General features: G+C 71.9%; 12 protein-coding genes and 1 pseudogene. 10 read left to right on the top strand and 3 right to left on the bottom strand.

Translation table 11 applies throughout. The features are described 5' to 3' along the window. Nucleotide 1 precedes the first annotated feature (1 nt). The 3 genes from QP939_RS24940 to QP939_RS24950 are packed head-to-tail and all read left to right on the top strand — an operon-like array spanning nt 2 to nt 2,301. Nucleotides 2–772, top strand: a complete 771-nt coding sequence (locus tag QP939_RS24940; RefSeq protein ID WP_285459224.1) for an isocitrate lyase/PEP mutase family protein — start codon at nt 2–4, stop codon at nt 770–772. Next, nucleotides 756–1,352 carry a maleylpyruvate isomerase N-terminal domain-containing protein gene (locus QP939_RS24945; protein WP_285459225.1) on the top strand — a complete coding sequence of 199 codons (597 nt, stop codon included), beginning with the start codon at nt 756–758 and terminating at the stop codon, nt 1,350–1,352. The genes QP939_RS24940 and QP939_RS24945 overlap by 17 nt, the downstream gene beginning before the upstream one ends. Before the next feature lie 4 nt (nt 1,353–1,356). Continuing rightward, nucleotides 1,357–2,301: an RNA polymerase subunit sigma-70 gene (locus tag QP939_RS24950; RefSeq protein WP_414641764.1), complete on the top strand. Its 945-nt coding sequence runs from the start codon at nt 1,357–1,359 to the stop codon at nt 2,299–2,301. Here the strand turns inward: QP939_RS24950 and QP939_RS24955 are convergent. Beyond that, nucleotides 2,267–3,406: a YbfB/YjiJ family MFS transporter gene (locus QP939_RS24955; protein ID WP_285459227.1), complete on the bottom strand. Its 1,140-nt coding sequence runs from the start codon at nt 3,404–3,406 to the stop codon at nt 2,267–2,269. The genes QP939_RS24950 and QP939_RS24955 overlap by 35 nt on opposite strands. A gap of 84 nt (nt 3,407–3,490) precedes the next feature. Here QP939_RS24955 and QP939_RS24960 point away from each other — a divergent pair, with 84 nt between their 5' ends. The 7 genes and pseudogenes from QP939_RS24960 (at nt 3,491) to QP939_RS24985 (ending at nt 10,348) form a co-directional block, all read left to right on the top strand. Beyond that, nucleotides 3,491–4,057, top strand: coding sequence for a TetR/AcrR family transcriptional regulator (locus QP939_RS24960; RefSeq protein ID WP_285459228.1), 567 nt, complete (start codon nt 3,491–3,493; stop codon nt 4,055–4,057). 503 nt (nt 4,058–4,560) lie between these two features. Further along, complete coding sequence (locus tag QP939_RS24965) at nt 4,561–6,180, top strand: FAD-dependent oxidoreductase (protein ID WP_285459229.1); 1,620 nt, start codon at nt 4,561–4,563, stop codon at nt 6,178–6,180. A gap of 48 nt (nt 6,181–6,228) precedes the next feature. Then, nucleotides 6,229–6,882, top strand: a pseudogene (locus QP939_RS51855) (LacI family DNA-binding transcriptional regulator); the annotation flags it as partial. 109 nt (nt 6,883–6,991) lie between these two features. After that, nucleotides 6,992–7,285 (top strand): substrate-binding domain-containing protein, encoded by a 294-nt coding sequence (locus QP939_RS51860; RefSeq protein WP_352252720.1) that lies wholly within the window; start codon nt 6,992–6,994, stop codon nt 7,283–7,285. A 72-nt stretch (nt 7,286–7,357) separates the two neighbouring features. Continuing rightward, nucleotides 7,358–8,650, top strand: coding sequence for an ABC transporter substrate-binding protein (locus QP939_RS24975; protein WP_285459231.1), 1,293 nt, complete (start codon nt 7,358–7,360; stop codon nt 8,648–8,650). Beyond that, complete coding sequence (locus tag QP939_RS24980; protein ID WP_285459232.1) at nt 8,647–9,531, top strand: carbohydrate ABC transporter permease; 885 nt, start codon at nt 8,647–8,649, stop codon at nt 9,529–9,531. Before QP939_RS24975 ends, QP939_RS24980 begins: the two co-directional genes overlap by 4 nt. Continuing rightward, a complete protein-coding gene (locus QP939_RS24985; protein WP_285459233.1) occupies nt 9,521–10,348 on the top strand; it encodes a carbohydrate ABC transporter permease in 828 nt (275 codons plus the stop codon). The genes QP939_RS24980 and QP939_RS24985 overlap by 11 nt, the downstream gene beginning before the upstream one ends. Before the next feature lie 1,746 nt (nt 10,349–12,094). Here QP939_RS24985 and QP939_RS24990 read toward each other — a convergent pair. Together QP939_RS24990 and QP939_RS24995 are read right to left on the bottom strand one after the other, a co-directional pair. Then, nucleotides 12,095–13,999 (bottom strand): sensor histidine kinase, encoded by a 1,905-nt coding sequence (locus tag QP939_RS24990; protein WP_285459234.1) that lies wholly within the window; start codon nt 13,997–13,999, stop codon nt 12,095–12,097. Continuing rightward, nucleotides 13,989–14,684, bottom strand: coding sequence for a response regulator transcription factor (locus QP939_RS24995; protein ID WP_285459235.1), 696 nt, complete (start codon nt 14,682–14,684; stop codon nt 13,989–13,991). The genes QP939_RS24990 and QP939_RS24995 overlap by 11 nt, the downstream gene beginning before the upstream one ends. Nucleotides 14,685–14,787 lie beyond the last annotated feature (103 nt).

Genomic DNA, 14,787 nt, shown 5'->3' on the forward strand with positions numbered 1-14,787 from the left:
CATGACGGACCTGAAAGCCCACGCCGACCTGCTGCGCGAACTGCACGCCGGAAAGCTGCTCGTGCTGCCGAACGCCTGGGACGAGCCCAGCGCCGAACTCGTCGTCGAGGCCGGGTTCCCGGTCGTGGCGACGTCCAGCGCGGCGGTGGCCGACGTGCTCGGGCACCAGGACGGCGAAGCGGCGCCGTGGGCGGAGATGTTCGCGGCGGCCGCGCGGATCGCCCGTACCGTGCCCGTCCCGGTGACCGTGGACGCCGAAGCGGGCTACGGCCTGAAGCCGCGTGAGCTGGTGGACCGGCTCGTCGAAGCCGGGGCCGCGGGCTGCAACCTCGAGGACACCGACCACCGGGCCGGGGGACTCGCGGACGCGGCGGCGCACGCGGACTGGCTCGCCGAGGTGCGCGCGGCCGCCGACGCATCCGGCGTCCCGCTCGTGGTCAACGCGCGGATCGACGTGTTCCTGCCGTCCGCCGGGGTGCCCGAGGCGGACCGGGCGGCCGAGGCGGTCCGGCGCGGCCGCCGCTACCGGGAGGCGGGCGCGGACTGCGTCTACCCGATCGGGGCGCCGGGCGACGTCCTCGCGCGCGTCGTCACCGAAGTCGGCGGGCCGGTCAACGGCAACACCAACCCGTCCTTGGGCTTGGCCGCGCTGGCGGACTCGGGCGTGGCCCGGGTGTCCTTCGGGCCGCGCTTCTACCGGGCCGGGTTCGCCGGGATGCGGGACGCCCTCGAGGCCCTGCGCCGGGAGGAGCCCGGTGGCGCGGGCCGATGAGGAGGTGCTCGCCGGAGCCCTGGACTACGCGGTCGCGTCGGCGGGGCGGCTCGGCGTCGCCGACCTCGGGCGCCCGTCGGCGTGCGCCGGGTGGACCGTGGCCGACGCGCTGGCGCACCTGACGTGGTCGCTGCGCTGCCTGGCCGCGTCGCTGACCGCGGGTGCCGTGCGGGACCCGGCCGCCGCGCCCGGTGACCTCGCCGGGGCGGCGGCCGCCCTGCTCGCCGCGGCCCGCCACGCGCGAAGCCGCCGGTCGATCGCGGTCGACGGCCTCCCGCTGCGCTGCCACCAGGTGCTCGTCGTGGGGGCGATCGAGGCGGCCGTGCACGGCTGGGACGTCGGCGGGCGGTCGCTCCCGGACGACGTCGCCGTCGCGCTGCTGCCCGAGCTGCCGCTGGTGCTCGGCGACCGGCGCGGCCTGTTCGCCGGGCCGGTCGCCCTGCCGCCGGGGCGACCGGCCGCCGAGCGCCTGCTCGCGGCGGTGGGACGCGATCCGGCGCGGACCGATTCCTTTTCCCGGCGGGCGGTGTCCAATGGAGAGACCGGATCCACGGAGCGGGGAGGGCGCGGTGCCTGCTGAGGCGATGTCACTGGTGGGGGACGTGCGGCTTCGGGACGAGTTCGACTCGCTCCGCCCCGCGCTCGTCGCCCACTGCTACCGGATGACCGGCTCCTACCAGGACGCCGAAGACGCCGTCCAGGAGACGTACTTGCGGGCCGCGCGTGGGGTCGACGCCTTCGAAGGGCGCTCGTCGCTCAAGACGTGGCTGTACCGGATCGCGACGAACACGTGCCTCACCGAGCTGAAGCACCGCAGCCGCCGGGTGCTGCCCGCCGGGCTCGGCGCCCCGGCGAGCGACCCGGACGCCCGGATCTTCGGCGACGACTCGCTGGCGTGGCTGGAACCGCTGCCCGACGCGGTGCTCGACGACCCGGGCGAGGTGGTCGTCCGGCGCGAGTCGGTGCGGCTGGCGTTGGTCGCGGCACTGCAGCACCTGCCGGCTCGGCAGCGGGCGGCGTTCCTGCTCCGGGAGGTCCTTTCGTGGTCGGCCGCCGAGATCGCGGAGACGCTCGGCGTGAGCGTGCCCGCGGTGAAGAGCCTGCTGCAGCGGGCCCGGCAGCGGCTCGACGAGCTGGACCTCGACGTCGAGCCGCCGGACGCGGACTTCGAACGGGAGCTCCTCGACCGCTACGTCGCGGCGTTCGAGGCCGCGGACACCACCGCGCTGCGGGCGGTCATCCACGACGACTTCAGCCTGGAAGCCGTGCCGCATCCCGTGTGGTTCAAGGGGGTGCGCGTGTGCCTGCCGTTCCTGGAGCGGAACGCGTTCGGCGTCAAGTTCCGCTTGCTGCCCACGCGAGCGAACGGCCAGCCCGCGGCGGGCAGCTACCGCCCGGACGCGGCGGGCGTCCTGCGTGCCGACAGCCTCTGGGTGTTCACGGCGGCCGGGCGGCGCTTCTCGCGCGCGGTCAAGTTCCCCGGTCCGGGGCTGGTCACGGCCGCGGGACTGCCCGCGCGGCTGGGATGAGCTGAGCCCAGGCGAGCAGCGCGAACAGACCGGTCAGTCCGAACACCGGCCCCAGCCCGATGGCGGAAGCGGCCGCCCCGGCCAACGGGGCGGCGGCGGTCTGGCCGACGCCGAGCCCGACGAAGGACCAGGTGACGCCGCGAGCGGGTCGCGCGGGGGACACGCGGGCGGCCCAGACGATGCAGAGGCCGGTCAACGCCATGTACGTGCAGCCGAAGAGCGCGCTGGAGACGAGTGCTCCGCCCAGCCCGGGGTTCGGCAGGGCCAGCAAGGCGATCCCGGCGGCGGCGAGCGTCCACGTCGTGAGGTTGGCGGCGGGAAGGCCGATGCGTTCGGCGACGCGGCCCGCGAGTCCGCCGAGCAGGCCGCCGACGCCGATGGTGAACCAGCACCAGGTCGCGGCGGCCGGGCCCAGGCCCGCTTCGGTGAGCCGGGAGCTGGAGAACGTCCAATAGGGAGCGCTCGTCACTCCGATGAGGACGGAGTTGAGCACGAGCGGCGTCAGGCCCGGGGTTTTGCCGAGGGCCGCTTCGGCGGGCTGAGTACGCGGCAGGGTTCGCCACGCGACGAGCGTCATGGCCACGCCGAGCCCGGCGAAGGCCGCCCAGATGACGGGCCAGCCGAAGGCGACGAGCGGCGTGAACGCCGACGCGGCGAGCCCGAGGCCGGTACCGGTGTTGGCCCAGGTCTGCGCGCGGGCTTGGCCGCCGTCACCGACGGTCTCGCCGATGAGCTGGGCAACCCCGGGCGAAACGAGCCCGGCGCTCCCGCCGGCGACGGCGATGCCCGCACCGAACACGACGACGTCCGGGGCGAGGGCCATGAGCGCGAGCCCGGTGGTGGCGGCGGTCCCGGCGAGCAGGACGGTGCCGCGCGCCGAATGTGCCGAGACCTTCGGGGCGAGCAGCAATCCGACGCCGTAACCGGCGGTCGAGACACCGCCGAGCACCCCGACGGCGGCGGTACTGAGGCCGAAGGTCTCGGTGAAGCGGGGCACGAAGAGGCCGTAGGCATAGCGCGCGAAGCCGTAGCAGAGGGCGATGACGCCCGCGCCGACCGCGGCGAGGGGCCACCACGGGGCGGTTTGTTCCGTGTGGGTCGCCATGCCACCATCAGACAGACCTGTCTGTTTGTTGTCAAGCAGTGGTAGGGTTGGTGCAGGTAGAGCGGCAGACTGAGAGGTATGGAGATGGCTCGGACTCGCCCGGGTGACGCGCGGGGGAAGGTGCTCGAAGCGGCGTCGACGCTGTTCTACCGCGACGGAATCCACGTGGTCGGAGTGGACACGGTCGCCGCGGCGGCGGGGGTGACCAAGGCGGCTCTTTACAGGAACTTCGGGTCCAAGAGCCGGCTCGTGGTCGCTTACTTGCGGGAGCGTGACCGGCGGTGGCAGGAGCAGATCGACGAGATCACGGCCTCGCACGCGGATCCGCTGGGGCGGGTGCTGGCGGTGTTCGACGCGTATGAGGCTTGGTTGTCCCGGGATGGGTACCGGGGGTGCGCGTTCCTCAACGCGACTTCGGAGTTTCCGGACCCGGCTGATCCGGTGCGCGAGGTGGTCCGGCACCACAAGACGGCCCTGCGGGGGTATTTGGGGGCGCAGCTGGGGCGGGCTGGGGTTGAGCGGGCGGATGGGCTCGCGGATGAGCTGATGCTGCTGCTCGAGGGGGCGGCGGTTCAGTCGGTGGTCGCACAGGACGCGGCGCCGTTCCGGACGGCCAGGAGGATGGCGGAGGCGCTGATCGCCGCGGAGTGATCGCGGGCGGCGGCGGGTGCCGGGTTGGTGCGCGCGGCTGGCCCGGGCAGGGTGGTTGGCTGCCAGGCGGCGGTCGCTGCGGCGGCTGAGCGCGGGCGGCGGCGGGTGCCGGATTGGTGTGCGCGGCTGGGCCCGGGCACAATGGTTGGCTGCCGAGCGGCGGCTGATCGCGGGCACGGCGGGTGCCGGGTTGGTGCGCGCGGCTGGCCCGGCCCGTGGTTGCCGCGGGAGACCGCCCGCACCGCCGATCGCGCGCGGCGGGCCCGAGCGGTGATTGCTGCGGGCGAGCGGCCCGGGGCGGCCAAGCTTGGCTCCTTGCCGATCGCGATGCCGCCCGGCAGCGCGCCTCTCGCGCCCCGCCGCAATGTCCACTGCGGACTCACACCGTGCCGCCTGGCCCGCCCTGCCCACGTTGTCCACTTCTGTCTCTTGACTCGCCAGCCTCCCGCCGCGCACCATACCCGCGTAGTAATTCGAATTATCACGGCGGGCGGGATGGCTTCATGACGGAACTGGACACCGAAATCCTGGTGGTCGGCGGGGGACTCGGCGGGGTCGCCGCCGCGCTGGCCGCCGCCAAGCTCGGGCGGCGCGTCGTGCTCAGCGAAGAGACCGACTGGCTCGGCGGGCAGCTCACCGCCCAAGCCGTGCCGCCCGATGAAAACCCCTGGATCGAACGCTTCGGGTCCACCCGCACCTACCGCGAACTCCGCGCGGGCATCCGCGACCACTACCGCCGCCACTACCCCCTGCGGGCCGAGGCCGCGAAACACCCCGAGCTCAACCCCGGGGCGGGGCGCGTCAGCAAACTCTGCCACGAACCGCGCGTCGCCAAGGCCGTCATCGATGCCATGCTCGCCCCGCACGTCGCCGCCGGGCGGATTCACCTTCTGCCGAACCACCGTCCCGTCGCGGCGCACACCACCGGCGACCGCGTCGATGCGATCACTCTCGAAAGCACCGGTGAACGCGTCACCGTCAAGGCCCAGTACGTCCTCGACGCCACCGAGAACGGCGACCTCCTCCCGCTCACCGGCACCGAACACGTCACCGGGGCCGAATCCCAAGCAGAACACGGCGAACCCCACGCCCCAGCGGAAGCCGCCCCGGCCGATCTGCAAGGTATTACGTATTGCTTCGCCGTTTCCCACCACGAGGGCGAGCACCACGTCATCGACCGGCCCGAGATGTACGGCTTCTGGCGCGACTACCAGCCCGACTTCTGGCCCGGCCCGCTCCTCGGCTTCGTCGCCCCCGACCCGCGGACGCTGGAGCCCGTCAAACGCACCTTCGTCCCGAACCCGCCCGGCGACCCCCTCGCCGTGAGCGCCGACCAGAGCGCCGACGCCGGGGACAAGGAACTGTGGACCTTCCGCCGCATCCTCGCCCGGAACCTGCACACCGACGGCGCCTTCGACTCCGACATCACCCTCGTCAACTGGCCGCTCAACGACTACTGGCTCAAGCCCGCCCTCACGATCCCCGGCCACACCACCGAAGCCGACGTCGAAACCGCGCACCGCGAAGCCAAGCAGCTGAGCCTGTCCGTCCTGTACTGGCTGCAGACCGAAGCTCCGCGGGCCGACGGCGGCACCGGCTTCCCCGGCCTGAAGCTGCGCCCCGACGTCACCGGCACCGAAGACGGCCTCGCGAAGTCCGCCTACGTCCGGGAAGCGCGGCGCATCAAGGCCGTCACCACCGTCACCGAACACGACGTCTCGGCCGAGATCCTCGGCGTCGACGGCCGGGTGCGGCGGGACGACGCCGTCGGGGTCGGGAGCTACCGGATCGACCTGCACCCCTCCACCGGCGGGCACAACTACATCGACGTCGCCAGCGTGCCCTACGAAATCCCGCTCGGCGCGCTGCTGCCCGTCCGGACGGGCAACCTGCTGCCCGCCGGCAAGAACATCGGCACCACGCACATCACGAACGGCTGCTTCCGGCTGCACCCGGTCGAGTGGAACGTCGGCGAGGTCGCCGGGCTGCTCGCCGCGTACGCCGTGAGCGAGGGCGTCGAACCCCGCGCCGTGCGGGAAGACACGCGGCTCTTCGACGACTTCGCGCGCGTGCTGGACGCCGCCGGGGTGGAACGCCAGTGGCCGGAAGTGCGGGGGTACTGACCGTGCGGCCGGTAGAGTGCGACGGAAATGCGCGGGAGGGAGCCACGGATGACGGCGGGTTCGGGCCGGGTCACGCAGGCCCAGGTGGCACGCCTGGCCGGCGTCTCGCAGGCCGTCGTGTCCATGGTCCTCAACGGCTCCGACAGCCTGCGCATCACCCCCGAGACCCGCGAGCGCGTGCAGCAGGTGCTGCGCACCACGGGGTACACCGTGGACATCATGGGCCGTCGCCTGCGCGGCGGGTCCAACCAGATCCTGGGCGTGTTCACCTACGAGTCGGTGTTCCCGTCCGGGGTGGCCGACTTCTACCGGCCGTTCCTGCTCGGCATCGAGGAGGAGGCCGAAGCACAGGGCTTCGACCTGCTGCTGTTCACCAGCGGTGGCCGCCGCGACGGGCGCCGCCGGATCTACGACCACGGCACGAACCGGCTCCGCATCGCCGACGGCTCGATCCTGCTCGGGCGGCACAACGACCCGCAGGAGCTCGCGCAGCTCGTCGAGGAGCAGTTCCCGTTCGTGTTCGTCGGCCGCCGCGAGTCGCCGACCGGGCCGATCAGCTACGTCGGCGCCGACTACGTCGCGGCCACCCGTGAGGTCCACGAACGGCTGTGGGCGCTCGGGCACCGCCGGATCGGGCTGCTCAGCGTGACCGAGGAGAACGAGCCGACGCTCGACCGCCGCGCGGGGTACGAAGCCGCCGCGCGCAAGCACCGCCGGACGCCGCTGGTGTTCCTCGAGGAGGACCCGGCGATCGCGCTGCGGCAGGTGCGCGACGAAGGCGTCACGGCGTTGCTCGTCGAGAAGCTCGGCGATGGCCGACGCGATCCTGGCGTGCGCGCACGACGTCGGGCTCGGTGTGCCGGAAGATCTCTCCATCGTGGTGCTGGGCGACGCCGACCCGTCGCAGCAGCCCCAGGCGCACGCGGTGCCGAGCACGGCCACGGACTGGTCGATGTTCCGGATCCCGCGCCACGAAATGGGGGTGCACGCGGTGCGCGTCCTGGTCGGGTTGCTCAAGAACCCGAAGCCCCGGCAGCTGCTGCTGCCGTGCAAGATCCACGAGGGCGCCACCACGGCGACACCCTCCACAAAGTACTCACGCTGAGGCCGAAGGCCGGTTGACAGCACTGCGGGTGACGCTTACCGTCCCTGCTAATTCGAATAACCAGGAGGCACTGTGGCCTACCGCAGAACCCGGCTGCTCGCCGCCGCGGCGTTGTCCGCGGTCGCGCTGGGCGCCACCGCCTGCTCCGGTGGCGCCGGTGACGACACGAACGTCGCGCTGCGCATGACGGTCTGGACGACGGACAAGAACCAGCTGGCCCTCTTCGACTCCATCGCCGCCGAGTACCGCAAGGCCCACCCGGAGGTCGCGTCGGTCAAGTTCGACGTCATCCCCGGCGACACGAGCGCCTACTCGGCCGCGCTCACCACGCAGCTCTCCGGCGGCAACCCGCCCGACCTCGCGTGGATCCTGGAACGCGACGCCCCGGACTTCGTCCAGTCCGGCGCCCTCACCGACCTGAAGCCCACGCTCACCGCGACCGCCGGGTACAACGCGGGCGAGCTGGTCCCGTCCGCGACGAAGCTGTGGACCAAGGACGACGGCCTGTACGCCTACCCCTTCTCGACGTCGCCGTTCGGCATGTTCTACAACAAGAACCTGTTGACCCAGGCCGGGATCACCGAGACACCGGACCAGCTGCTCGCGAGTGGACAGTGGACTTGGGACGCCGCCAGGCGGATCGCCACCCAGGTCGCCGCGAAGGACACCGGCAAGGCGGGCCTGGTCATCCGCGAGTTCGAGTACAAGCAGTGGGTGCTGCTCGCCTCGGTCTGGCGCGGCTTCGGCGCCGACGCCTGGGGCCCGGACGGCAAGACGTGCGGCTTCGCCTCGCCGGAGATGACGTCCGCGATGACGTTCCTGCACCAGGCGATCTTCACCGACAAGGCGCTGCCCGGACCGGGCACCACGGCGGACTTCTTCGCCGGGGAAGCCGGGCTGACGATCGCGCAGATCAGCCGGGCCGGGCTGTTGAAGGCCAAGCCGTTCGAGTGGGGCATCGTGCCGCTGCCCGCCGGGCCGAAGGCGAACGCGCAGGTCATCGGCCAGGCCGGGATCGGCGTGCCGGTGAAGGGCAAGCACGCCAAGGCCGCCGCGGACTTCCTCGCGTTCTTCACCAACCCGGCCAACTCGGCCAAGCTCGGCCAGTACTTCCCGCCCGCCCGCGACAGCCTGCTCAACGCGGCCACCCTGGCCAAGGCGAACCCGCTGTTCAGCCAGGAACAGCTGCAGAACGTCGTCGTCAACGGCATCAAGACCGGCGCCGTGCTGCCGTCGCACACCGGCAGCGCGCGGATCGCGTCGCTCGTCCAGTCCGCTTTGGACCCGATGTGGAAGCCGGACGCGAACGTGCCCGCCGCGCTCGCCGGGGTGTGCCAGGCCATCGACCCCGCGCTGAACCAGTGACGCTCAGTTCGCGGCGGCGGGACGAGCTGGCGGGGTGGCTCTTCGTCGCCCCGCAGGCGCTCGGCTTCCTCGCCTTCGTGGTCGCGCCGCTGGCCGCGGTGGTCTGGTACAGCTTCCAGGACGTCAACCTCCTCGCCGGGACGTCGACGTTCGCCGGTGCGGACAACTACGCGAAGCTCTTCGACGACCCGACCGCGCCGAAGGTCGCCCGTGCCACGGCGATCTTCTGCGTCGGCCTGGTCGTGCTCAACCTGACCCTCGCGCTGTCGCTGGCGTTGCTGCTCAACCTGAAGCTGCGCGGCACCACGGTGTTCCGGACGATCTTCTTTTCGCCGGTCGTCATCACGCTCGTCGCGTGGACGATCGTCTGGAACTTCCTCCTGCAGGACAACGGCGGCATCAACGCGCTGCTGCAGACCATCGGCGTCGACGGCCCGAACTGGCTGCGCGGCAACGGCACCGCGATGCTGTCGGTGATCGTCGTGCAGGTGCTGAAGAACGTCGGCCTCAACATGGTGCTGTTCCTCGCGGCGCTGCAGGGCATTCCGGCGTCCCTCATGGAGGCGTCGCAATTGGACGGTGCCGGGCCGTGGCGGCGGTTCCGGTCGGTGATCCTGCCGATGATCAGCCCGACGACGCTGCTCACCGCGATCATCACCGTCGCCGGCGCGCTGCAGGTGTTCGCGCAGATCCAGGTGCTCACCCTCGGCGGGCCCGCCGACAGCACCAACGTGCTGGTGTTCTACTTCTACCAGCAGGCTTTCGCCAACCACGACCTCGGCTACGGCTCCGCGCTGGCCGTCGTGCTGTTCCTCGTCATCCTCGTGCTCACGCTGCTGCAGTGGCGGATGCGGAAGCGGTGGGTGTTCCATGAGTCGTAGGGCCAAGATCGCGTGCTACGCGGTGATGGTCGTGCTGGCGGTGCCGTTCGTGTTCCCCACGTGGTGGATGATCACGGCGTCCCTGCTCCCCGCCAACGAGGTGCTCGCGTACCCGCCGAAGCTGTTCCCGAACCAGCCGCAGTGGGAGAACTACAAAGCCGCGTTCACCGACTTCCCCTTGGCGCAGCAGTACTTCAACAGCCTCTACATCGCCGTGCTCGTCACGCTCGGCACGATGTTCTTCTCCTCCCTCGCCGGGTACGCGTTCGCCCGCATCCGGTTCCGCGGCGAGAAGCTCTTCGCAGTGATCCTCATCGGGCTGATGGTGCCGAGCGAGGTCACGATCATCCCGCTGTTCCGGCTGGTCGACGACCTCGGCCTGACCAACACGCACTGGCCGCTGATCGTCGTGCCGATCTTCGGCGCGCCCAGTGTGCTGGCGACCTTCGTGATGCGCCAGTTCTTCATCACGATCCCCGGCGAGCTCGAGGAGGCGGGCCGGCTCGACGGCCTGTCGCGGTTCGGGCTCTACCGGCGTGTCGCCCTGCCGATCGCCAAGCCCGCGCTGGCCGCGGTCGCCATCTTCACGTTCCTCACCACGTGGAACTTCTTCCTGGAACCGCTGGTCTACCTGACCGACAAGAGCATGTTCACGCTGCCGGTGGCGTTGACGCAGTACGTCGACGTCTACGGCGGCCACCTCTGGAACGTCCAGCTCGCCGCCGCGACCACCACGGTCGTCCCGGTCCTGGTCGTGTTCATCATCGCGCAACGCCAGTTCGTCGAAGGGCTCGCCCAGAGCGGCCTCAAAGGCTAGGAGGCAGTCGTGATCAACCGCAGAACCTTCCTCGGCGGAGCCACCGCCGCCGCTGTACTCAGCCTCGCAGGCACGGCCGCGGCGACCGCCGCCGTGCCGCCACCCGCGGGGCCGTTCCCGCCGCTCGCCCCGCTCCCGCCCGGGGCCCCGGAGCGGCGGCTCTTCGCGCCGTTGGAGCAGCGGTTCGCGCCCTACCTCGCGATCTTGGCGGGCATGGTCAACGATGTCATAACCACCGATCCGGCTACGGTGGGGTTCTTCGGCGGCGGCTGGTGGCGGATGCCGAGCCAGCCGTACAACGCCCGCGTCCAGGAGCACGTCTACACACTGAGCTGGTTCCTCGCGAACCGGCGGCCGTGGAACCCGTACTTTTCGGACACCGCCCTGCGGAACCGGCTCGACGCCGCCCTTGCGCACTACCTGAACCTGCAGCACGCTGACGGTTCGTTCCCGGAGTACTCGATCACCGAGAAGTCCAAGGCGGCCACCGGGTTCGGCATGGGGTACCTGGCGAAGACGCTCGCCAACCTGCGGCAGGTCGACGCGCTTCCGGCACGGCGGACCGAAATCGAAGCCTCGCTGCACCAGGGCATGACATGGTTCCTGAACCCGGCCAACCCGATCTGGGCGCACCCGGTCGAGTACGCCAACCAGAACGCGTCCGGCTTGTCGTCGGCGCAGCTGGCCTTGAAGCTCAACCCGGACGCGGCGCTGAACCGGCAGCTGCGCGACCGGATCGAGTTCCTCGCGGCGAACGGCCAGAGCCCGGCGGGGTTCTTCTACGAGCCGACCGGCATGGACATCAACTACAACTTCGAGGTGATGCTCCCGGAGCTGGCCGAGATCTACGCGCTCACGCGCGACCGCACGGTCGTCGCGATGGCCCGGAAGTTCGCGGACTGGTTCGGCTACAACGTCGTCCGCGAGCCGGACGGCTCGGGCTCGCTGACCTACGTCGCGACGTCGAGCCGCACGCACGTGTCCTACTACGACGACGTGATCCCGGACCCGGACCGGACCAACCTCGGCTCGCTGTTCGTGCCGGAGGTCCCGGACCTGGCCGCGTTCTTCACCACCCGCGAGGACCGCGCCGAAACGCGGCGGCAGTGGGCGGCCACGCCCGGCCCGGCGATCGGACCGGCCAAACAGGACACCTCCCCGCGCATCCTCGCGCACGTCTCCTGCGGCGAGGCTTTCCCATCGCACGGCGAAAAGCAGGCCTCGATCCGGCAGTTGCCGTACCTGCGTTCGAGCGACTTCGCCGTGCAGCGCCGGGACGACGAACTGAACCAGACCTACCTCTATGTCCGGCGCCCGCAGCTGTACCTCGCCGGGTTCTGGGGGACGCGGCCGTCGACCTACGTCCGGGGCGCGCAGGGCCTGCTGTGGCACCCGCGGGCGGGGATGGTCGTGCACTCCCAGCAGGACGACACCCAGTGCTGGGCCAGCGTGCTGCCCACCGGCAGCCCCGACGCCCGCGGCACCCTGGACGCCGCGTTCGCCATCGGGGACCGCGCGTGGGACGGGAGCCGGAAGGTGCCCGGCTCGGCGCCGGTCGTCGTCCGGTACGGCCTGGACAGCCGGGTCCGGACCGACCTGACCATCACGCGCGACACCGTGACCCGCGCGGTCCGGGGCACGACGCCGCTCACCGAGCAGGTCCCGCTGGTCCTGCACCCGGGCGACGACGTGCGGTTCGCCGACGGCACGCCGGTGACCCACGGCGCGAACGCGCGGGCGACCGCGTCAGGGCTGACGATCCGCCGCGGCGGCACGACGATCACGATCGACTGGGGGACGGTCCTCGCCGCGACCGTCACCGCCACGGAAGTCACCTTCCTCCGCGACGGCGCCCGGCGGCTGCACGTCCTGCGCGTCCCGCACCCCGGCACCCTCACCACCGCCATCCGCCTTCGGTAGCCGGACGGTGAACGTCGATCCGGCGTCCACTTCGGACTCGACGGTGACCGTGCCGCCGTGGGCCCGCACGAGGTGCCGCACGATGGCGAGGCCGAGCCCGCTGCCGCCGGTCTGGCGGTTGCGGGACTTCTCGGCCCGCCAGAACCGGTCGAACACGTGCGGCAGGTCCGCGGCGGCGATCCCGGTGCCGGTGTCCGCCACGGCGAGCGTCACCGCGTCCACTGTGGACGAGACGTCGATCGTCACGCGGCCGCCCGCCGGGGTGTGCCGGATCGCGTTCGTCACGAGGTTGCCGACGATCTGGCGCAGCCGCACCGGGTCGGCTTCGAGGTCGTTCGAGCCGGTGGCTTCGACGGTGAGCGTGACGCCCGCCGCGGCGGCGCGGTCGGCGTGCGCGGCGGCGACGTGGCCGGCCAGCTCGGCGGCGTCCAGCGGCTCGGGGTGCAGGCGCAGCTGCCCAGCGTCGGCGGCGGCGAGGTCCTGCAGGTCGTCGACGATGTGCTGCAGCAGCACGGTTTCTTCGAGCAGCGACGCGGTCAGGGCCCGGTCGAACGGCAGGTGCCCGTCCTCGGCGGCCTCCAGCCGGCCGCGGATGACGTTGAGCGGGTTGCGCAGCTCGTGGGCGATGTCGCTGACCATCGCCTTGCGCTGCTCCTCGATGCGTTCCCGCCGCGCGGTGAGGTCGTTGAACGCGGTGGCGAGGTACCCGACCTCGTCGCGCGACTTCACCGGCGCCGGGCGATCCTGCTCCGCGGCTTCGGTCAGCGCCCGCAGCGGCCGGGAAAGCCGGGTGGCGACCAGCACGGTGATCGCGACGGCCAGCACCAGCACGGCGCCGGTCACCGCGAGGATGCGGGTCAGGTTCTCCCGCGACAGCGTGAACGTCGGCAGCTGCGACCCGCCGGGGCCGAGGGTGAACAGCAGCGCGGGCGGCGCGACGTACGGCGTGAGCTGCTCGCGGCGGGCCGAGTCGACGCAGGCGCGGCTGGGTTCCTGGTCGGCGCCGCCGAGCGCTTCGAAGTCGAGGCCCAGCTTGACCGGCTCGGCGCCTTGCGCCTGCAGGCAGCGGTTCACGGCCGCTTCGAGGCTGTCGAGCGCGGCCTGCTCGGTCGGCGTCGGCACGGCCAGCTCGTAGATCCCGCACTTGGCCGCGAAGTAGCGGGCGGCGATCGGGTCGAGCCCGGTCAGCTGGGGCCGCCCGCTCGCCGCGGGCCGCACCTGGCTGGGGAAACCGACGGAGGTGAGGCAGGCGGCCGCCTTCTCGGCCAGCGTGGTGAGTTCGCTGCGCTCCGGCGCGGGCAGCCGGAACGGGCCCGCGGCGCGCGGGTCGATGCCGCTGGTCCCGGCCTGCGGCAGCAGCACCGGGTCGACGTGCAGCGGGTCGACCGACGCCGTCGCCTTCACCGGCAGGGTGACCGGCGCGCCCCCGGAGTCGCCGAGGACGCGCCGGTCGAGGGTGGTCAGCACGATCCGGCGGCCGGTCTGGTCCGACAGCGACCGCAGTTTCGGGCCGACCCGGTCCCACGAGTGATCAGCCGCGGCGAAGCCGATCAGCTCGGTGTAGATGGTCGCGTCCCCGGAGAGCGCCTGCCCCTGTTCCTGCTGGATGGCGCGGGTGGTGGTCTGCACGGCGAGCCACGCCGTCGCCGCGATCGAGACCAGCGCGATCAGCAGCGAGACGGCGGTGAGCCGGACGACGAGACTGCGCCGCCGCGGGAAGCTACGCGTCATCGTCCGCCGTCAGCTTGTATCCCACGCCGAAGACGGTCCGCAGGTAAGTGGGCTTCTGCGGGTCCGGCTCGAGCTTCTTGCGCAGGTTGAGCACGTGGACGTCGATGATGCGGGTGCTGACGAACCGGTCGTCGCCGCGGGTCAGCTCCAGCAGCTGGCGCCGGGTGAACACCCGCCCCGGCTGCCGGATCAGCGTCTCCAGCAGCTGGAACTCACCCGGGGTCGTCTCCACCGCGCGGCCGTCGACCGACACCTCGTGCCGGACCGGGTCGAGCCGCAGGCCGCCGGCGCGCAACGCCGTGTCGGGTGGTTCGCGCCGGGACGCCGTGCGCCGCAGCAGCGTGCGGACCCGCGCCATCAGCTCGCGCGGGCTGTACGGCTTGGTCAGGTAGTCGTCGGCGCCGAGGTCGAGGCCGAGCAGCAGGTCGTCTTCGGTCGCGCGGGCGGTGAGCATCAGCACCGCGACGTCCGACTCGCCGCGCAGGATCCGGCAGACGTCGAGGCCGTCGACCTTCGGCATCATCACGTCCAGGACCAGCAGGTCGGGACGCTCGCGGCGGGCTTCGTCGAGCGCCGCCCGGCCGTCCGGGGCCAGCACCACGGTGTGGCCCTCGCTCTCGAGGTAGAGCCGGAGCACCTCGGCCTGCTTTTCGTCGTCCTCGGCGACCAGTACACGTGCGCACACGGCGTCGAGGTTAGGCGTCCTGACACCGATGGCACGCGATCCTGACCGGATCTTCACACCTCCGCGCACGAGCCAGGTCTTTGTCAAAGTGTTGACCGGGAGC

It is taken from the genome of Amycolatopsis nalaikhensis (genome assembly GCF_030264295.1).
GTDB classification, from domain to species: domain Bacteria; phylum Actinomycetota; class Actinomycetes; order Mycobacteriales; family Pseudonocardiaceae; genus Amycolatopsis; species Amycolatopsis nalaikhensis.

Coding starts and splice junctions, on each gene's coding strand:
- QP939_RS24940 (WP_285459224.1), top strand. CDS start 2: ATGACGGACCTGAAAGCCCACGCCGACCTGCTGCGCGAACTGCACGCC.
- QP939_RS24950 (WP_414641764.1), top strand. CDS start 1,357: ATGTCACTGGTGGGGGACGTGCGGCTTCGGGACGAGTTCGACTCGCTC.
- QP939_RS24955 (WP_285459227.1), bottom strand. CDS start 3,406: ATGGCGACCCACACGGAACAAACCGCCCCGTGGTGGCCCCTCGCCGCG.
- QP939_RS24960 (WP_285459228.1), top strand. CDS start 3,491: ATGGCTCGGACTCGCCCGGGTGACGCGCGGGGGAAGGTGCTCGAAGCG.
- QP939_RS24965 (WP_285459229.1), top strand. CDS start 4,561: ATGACGGAACTGGACACCGAAATCCTGGTGGTCGGCGGGGGACTCGGC.
- QP939_RS51860 (WP_352252720.1), top strand. CDS start 6,992: ATGGCCGACGCGATCCTGGCGTGCGCGCACGACGTCGGGCTCGGTGTG.
- QP939_RS24985 (WP_285459233.1), top strand. CDS start 9,521: ATGAGTCGTAGGGCCAAGATCGCGTGCTACGCGGTGATGGTCGTGCTG.
- QP939_RS24990 (WP_285459234.1), bottom strand. CDS start 13,999: ATGACGCGTAGCTTCCCGCGGCGGCGCAGTCTCGTCGTCCGGCTCACC.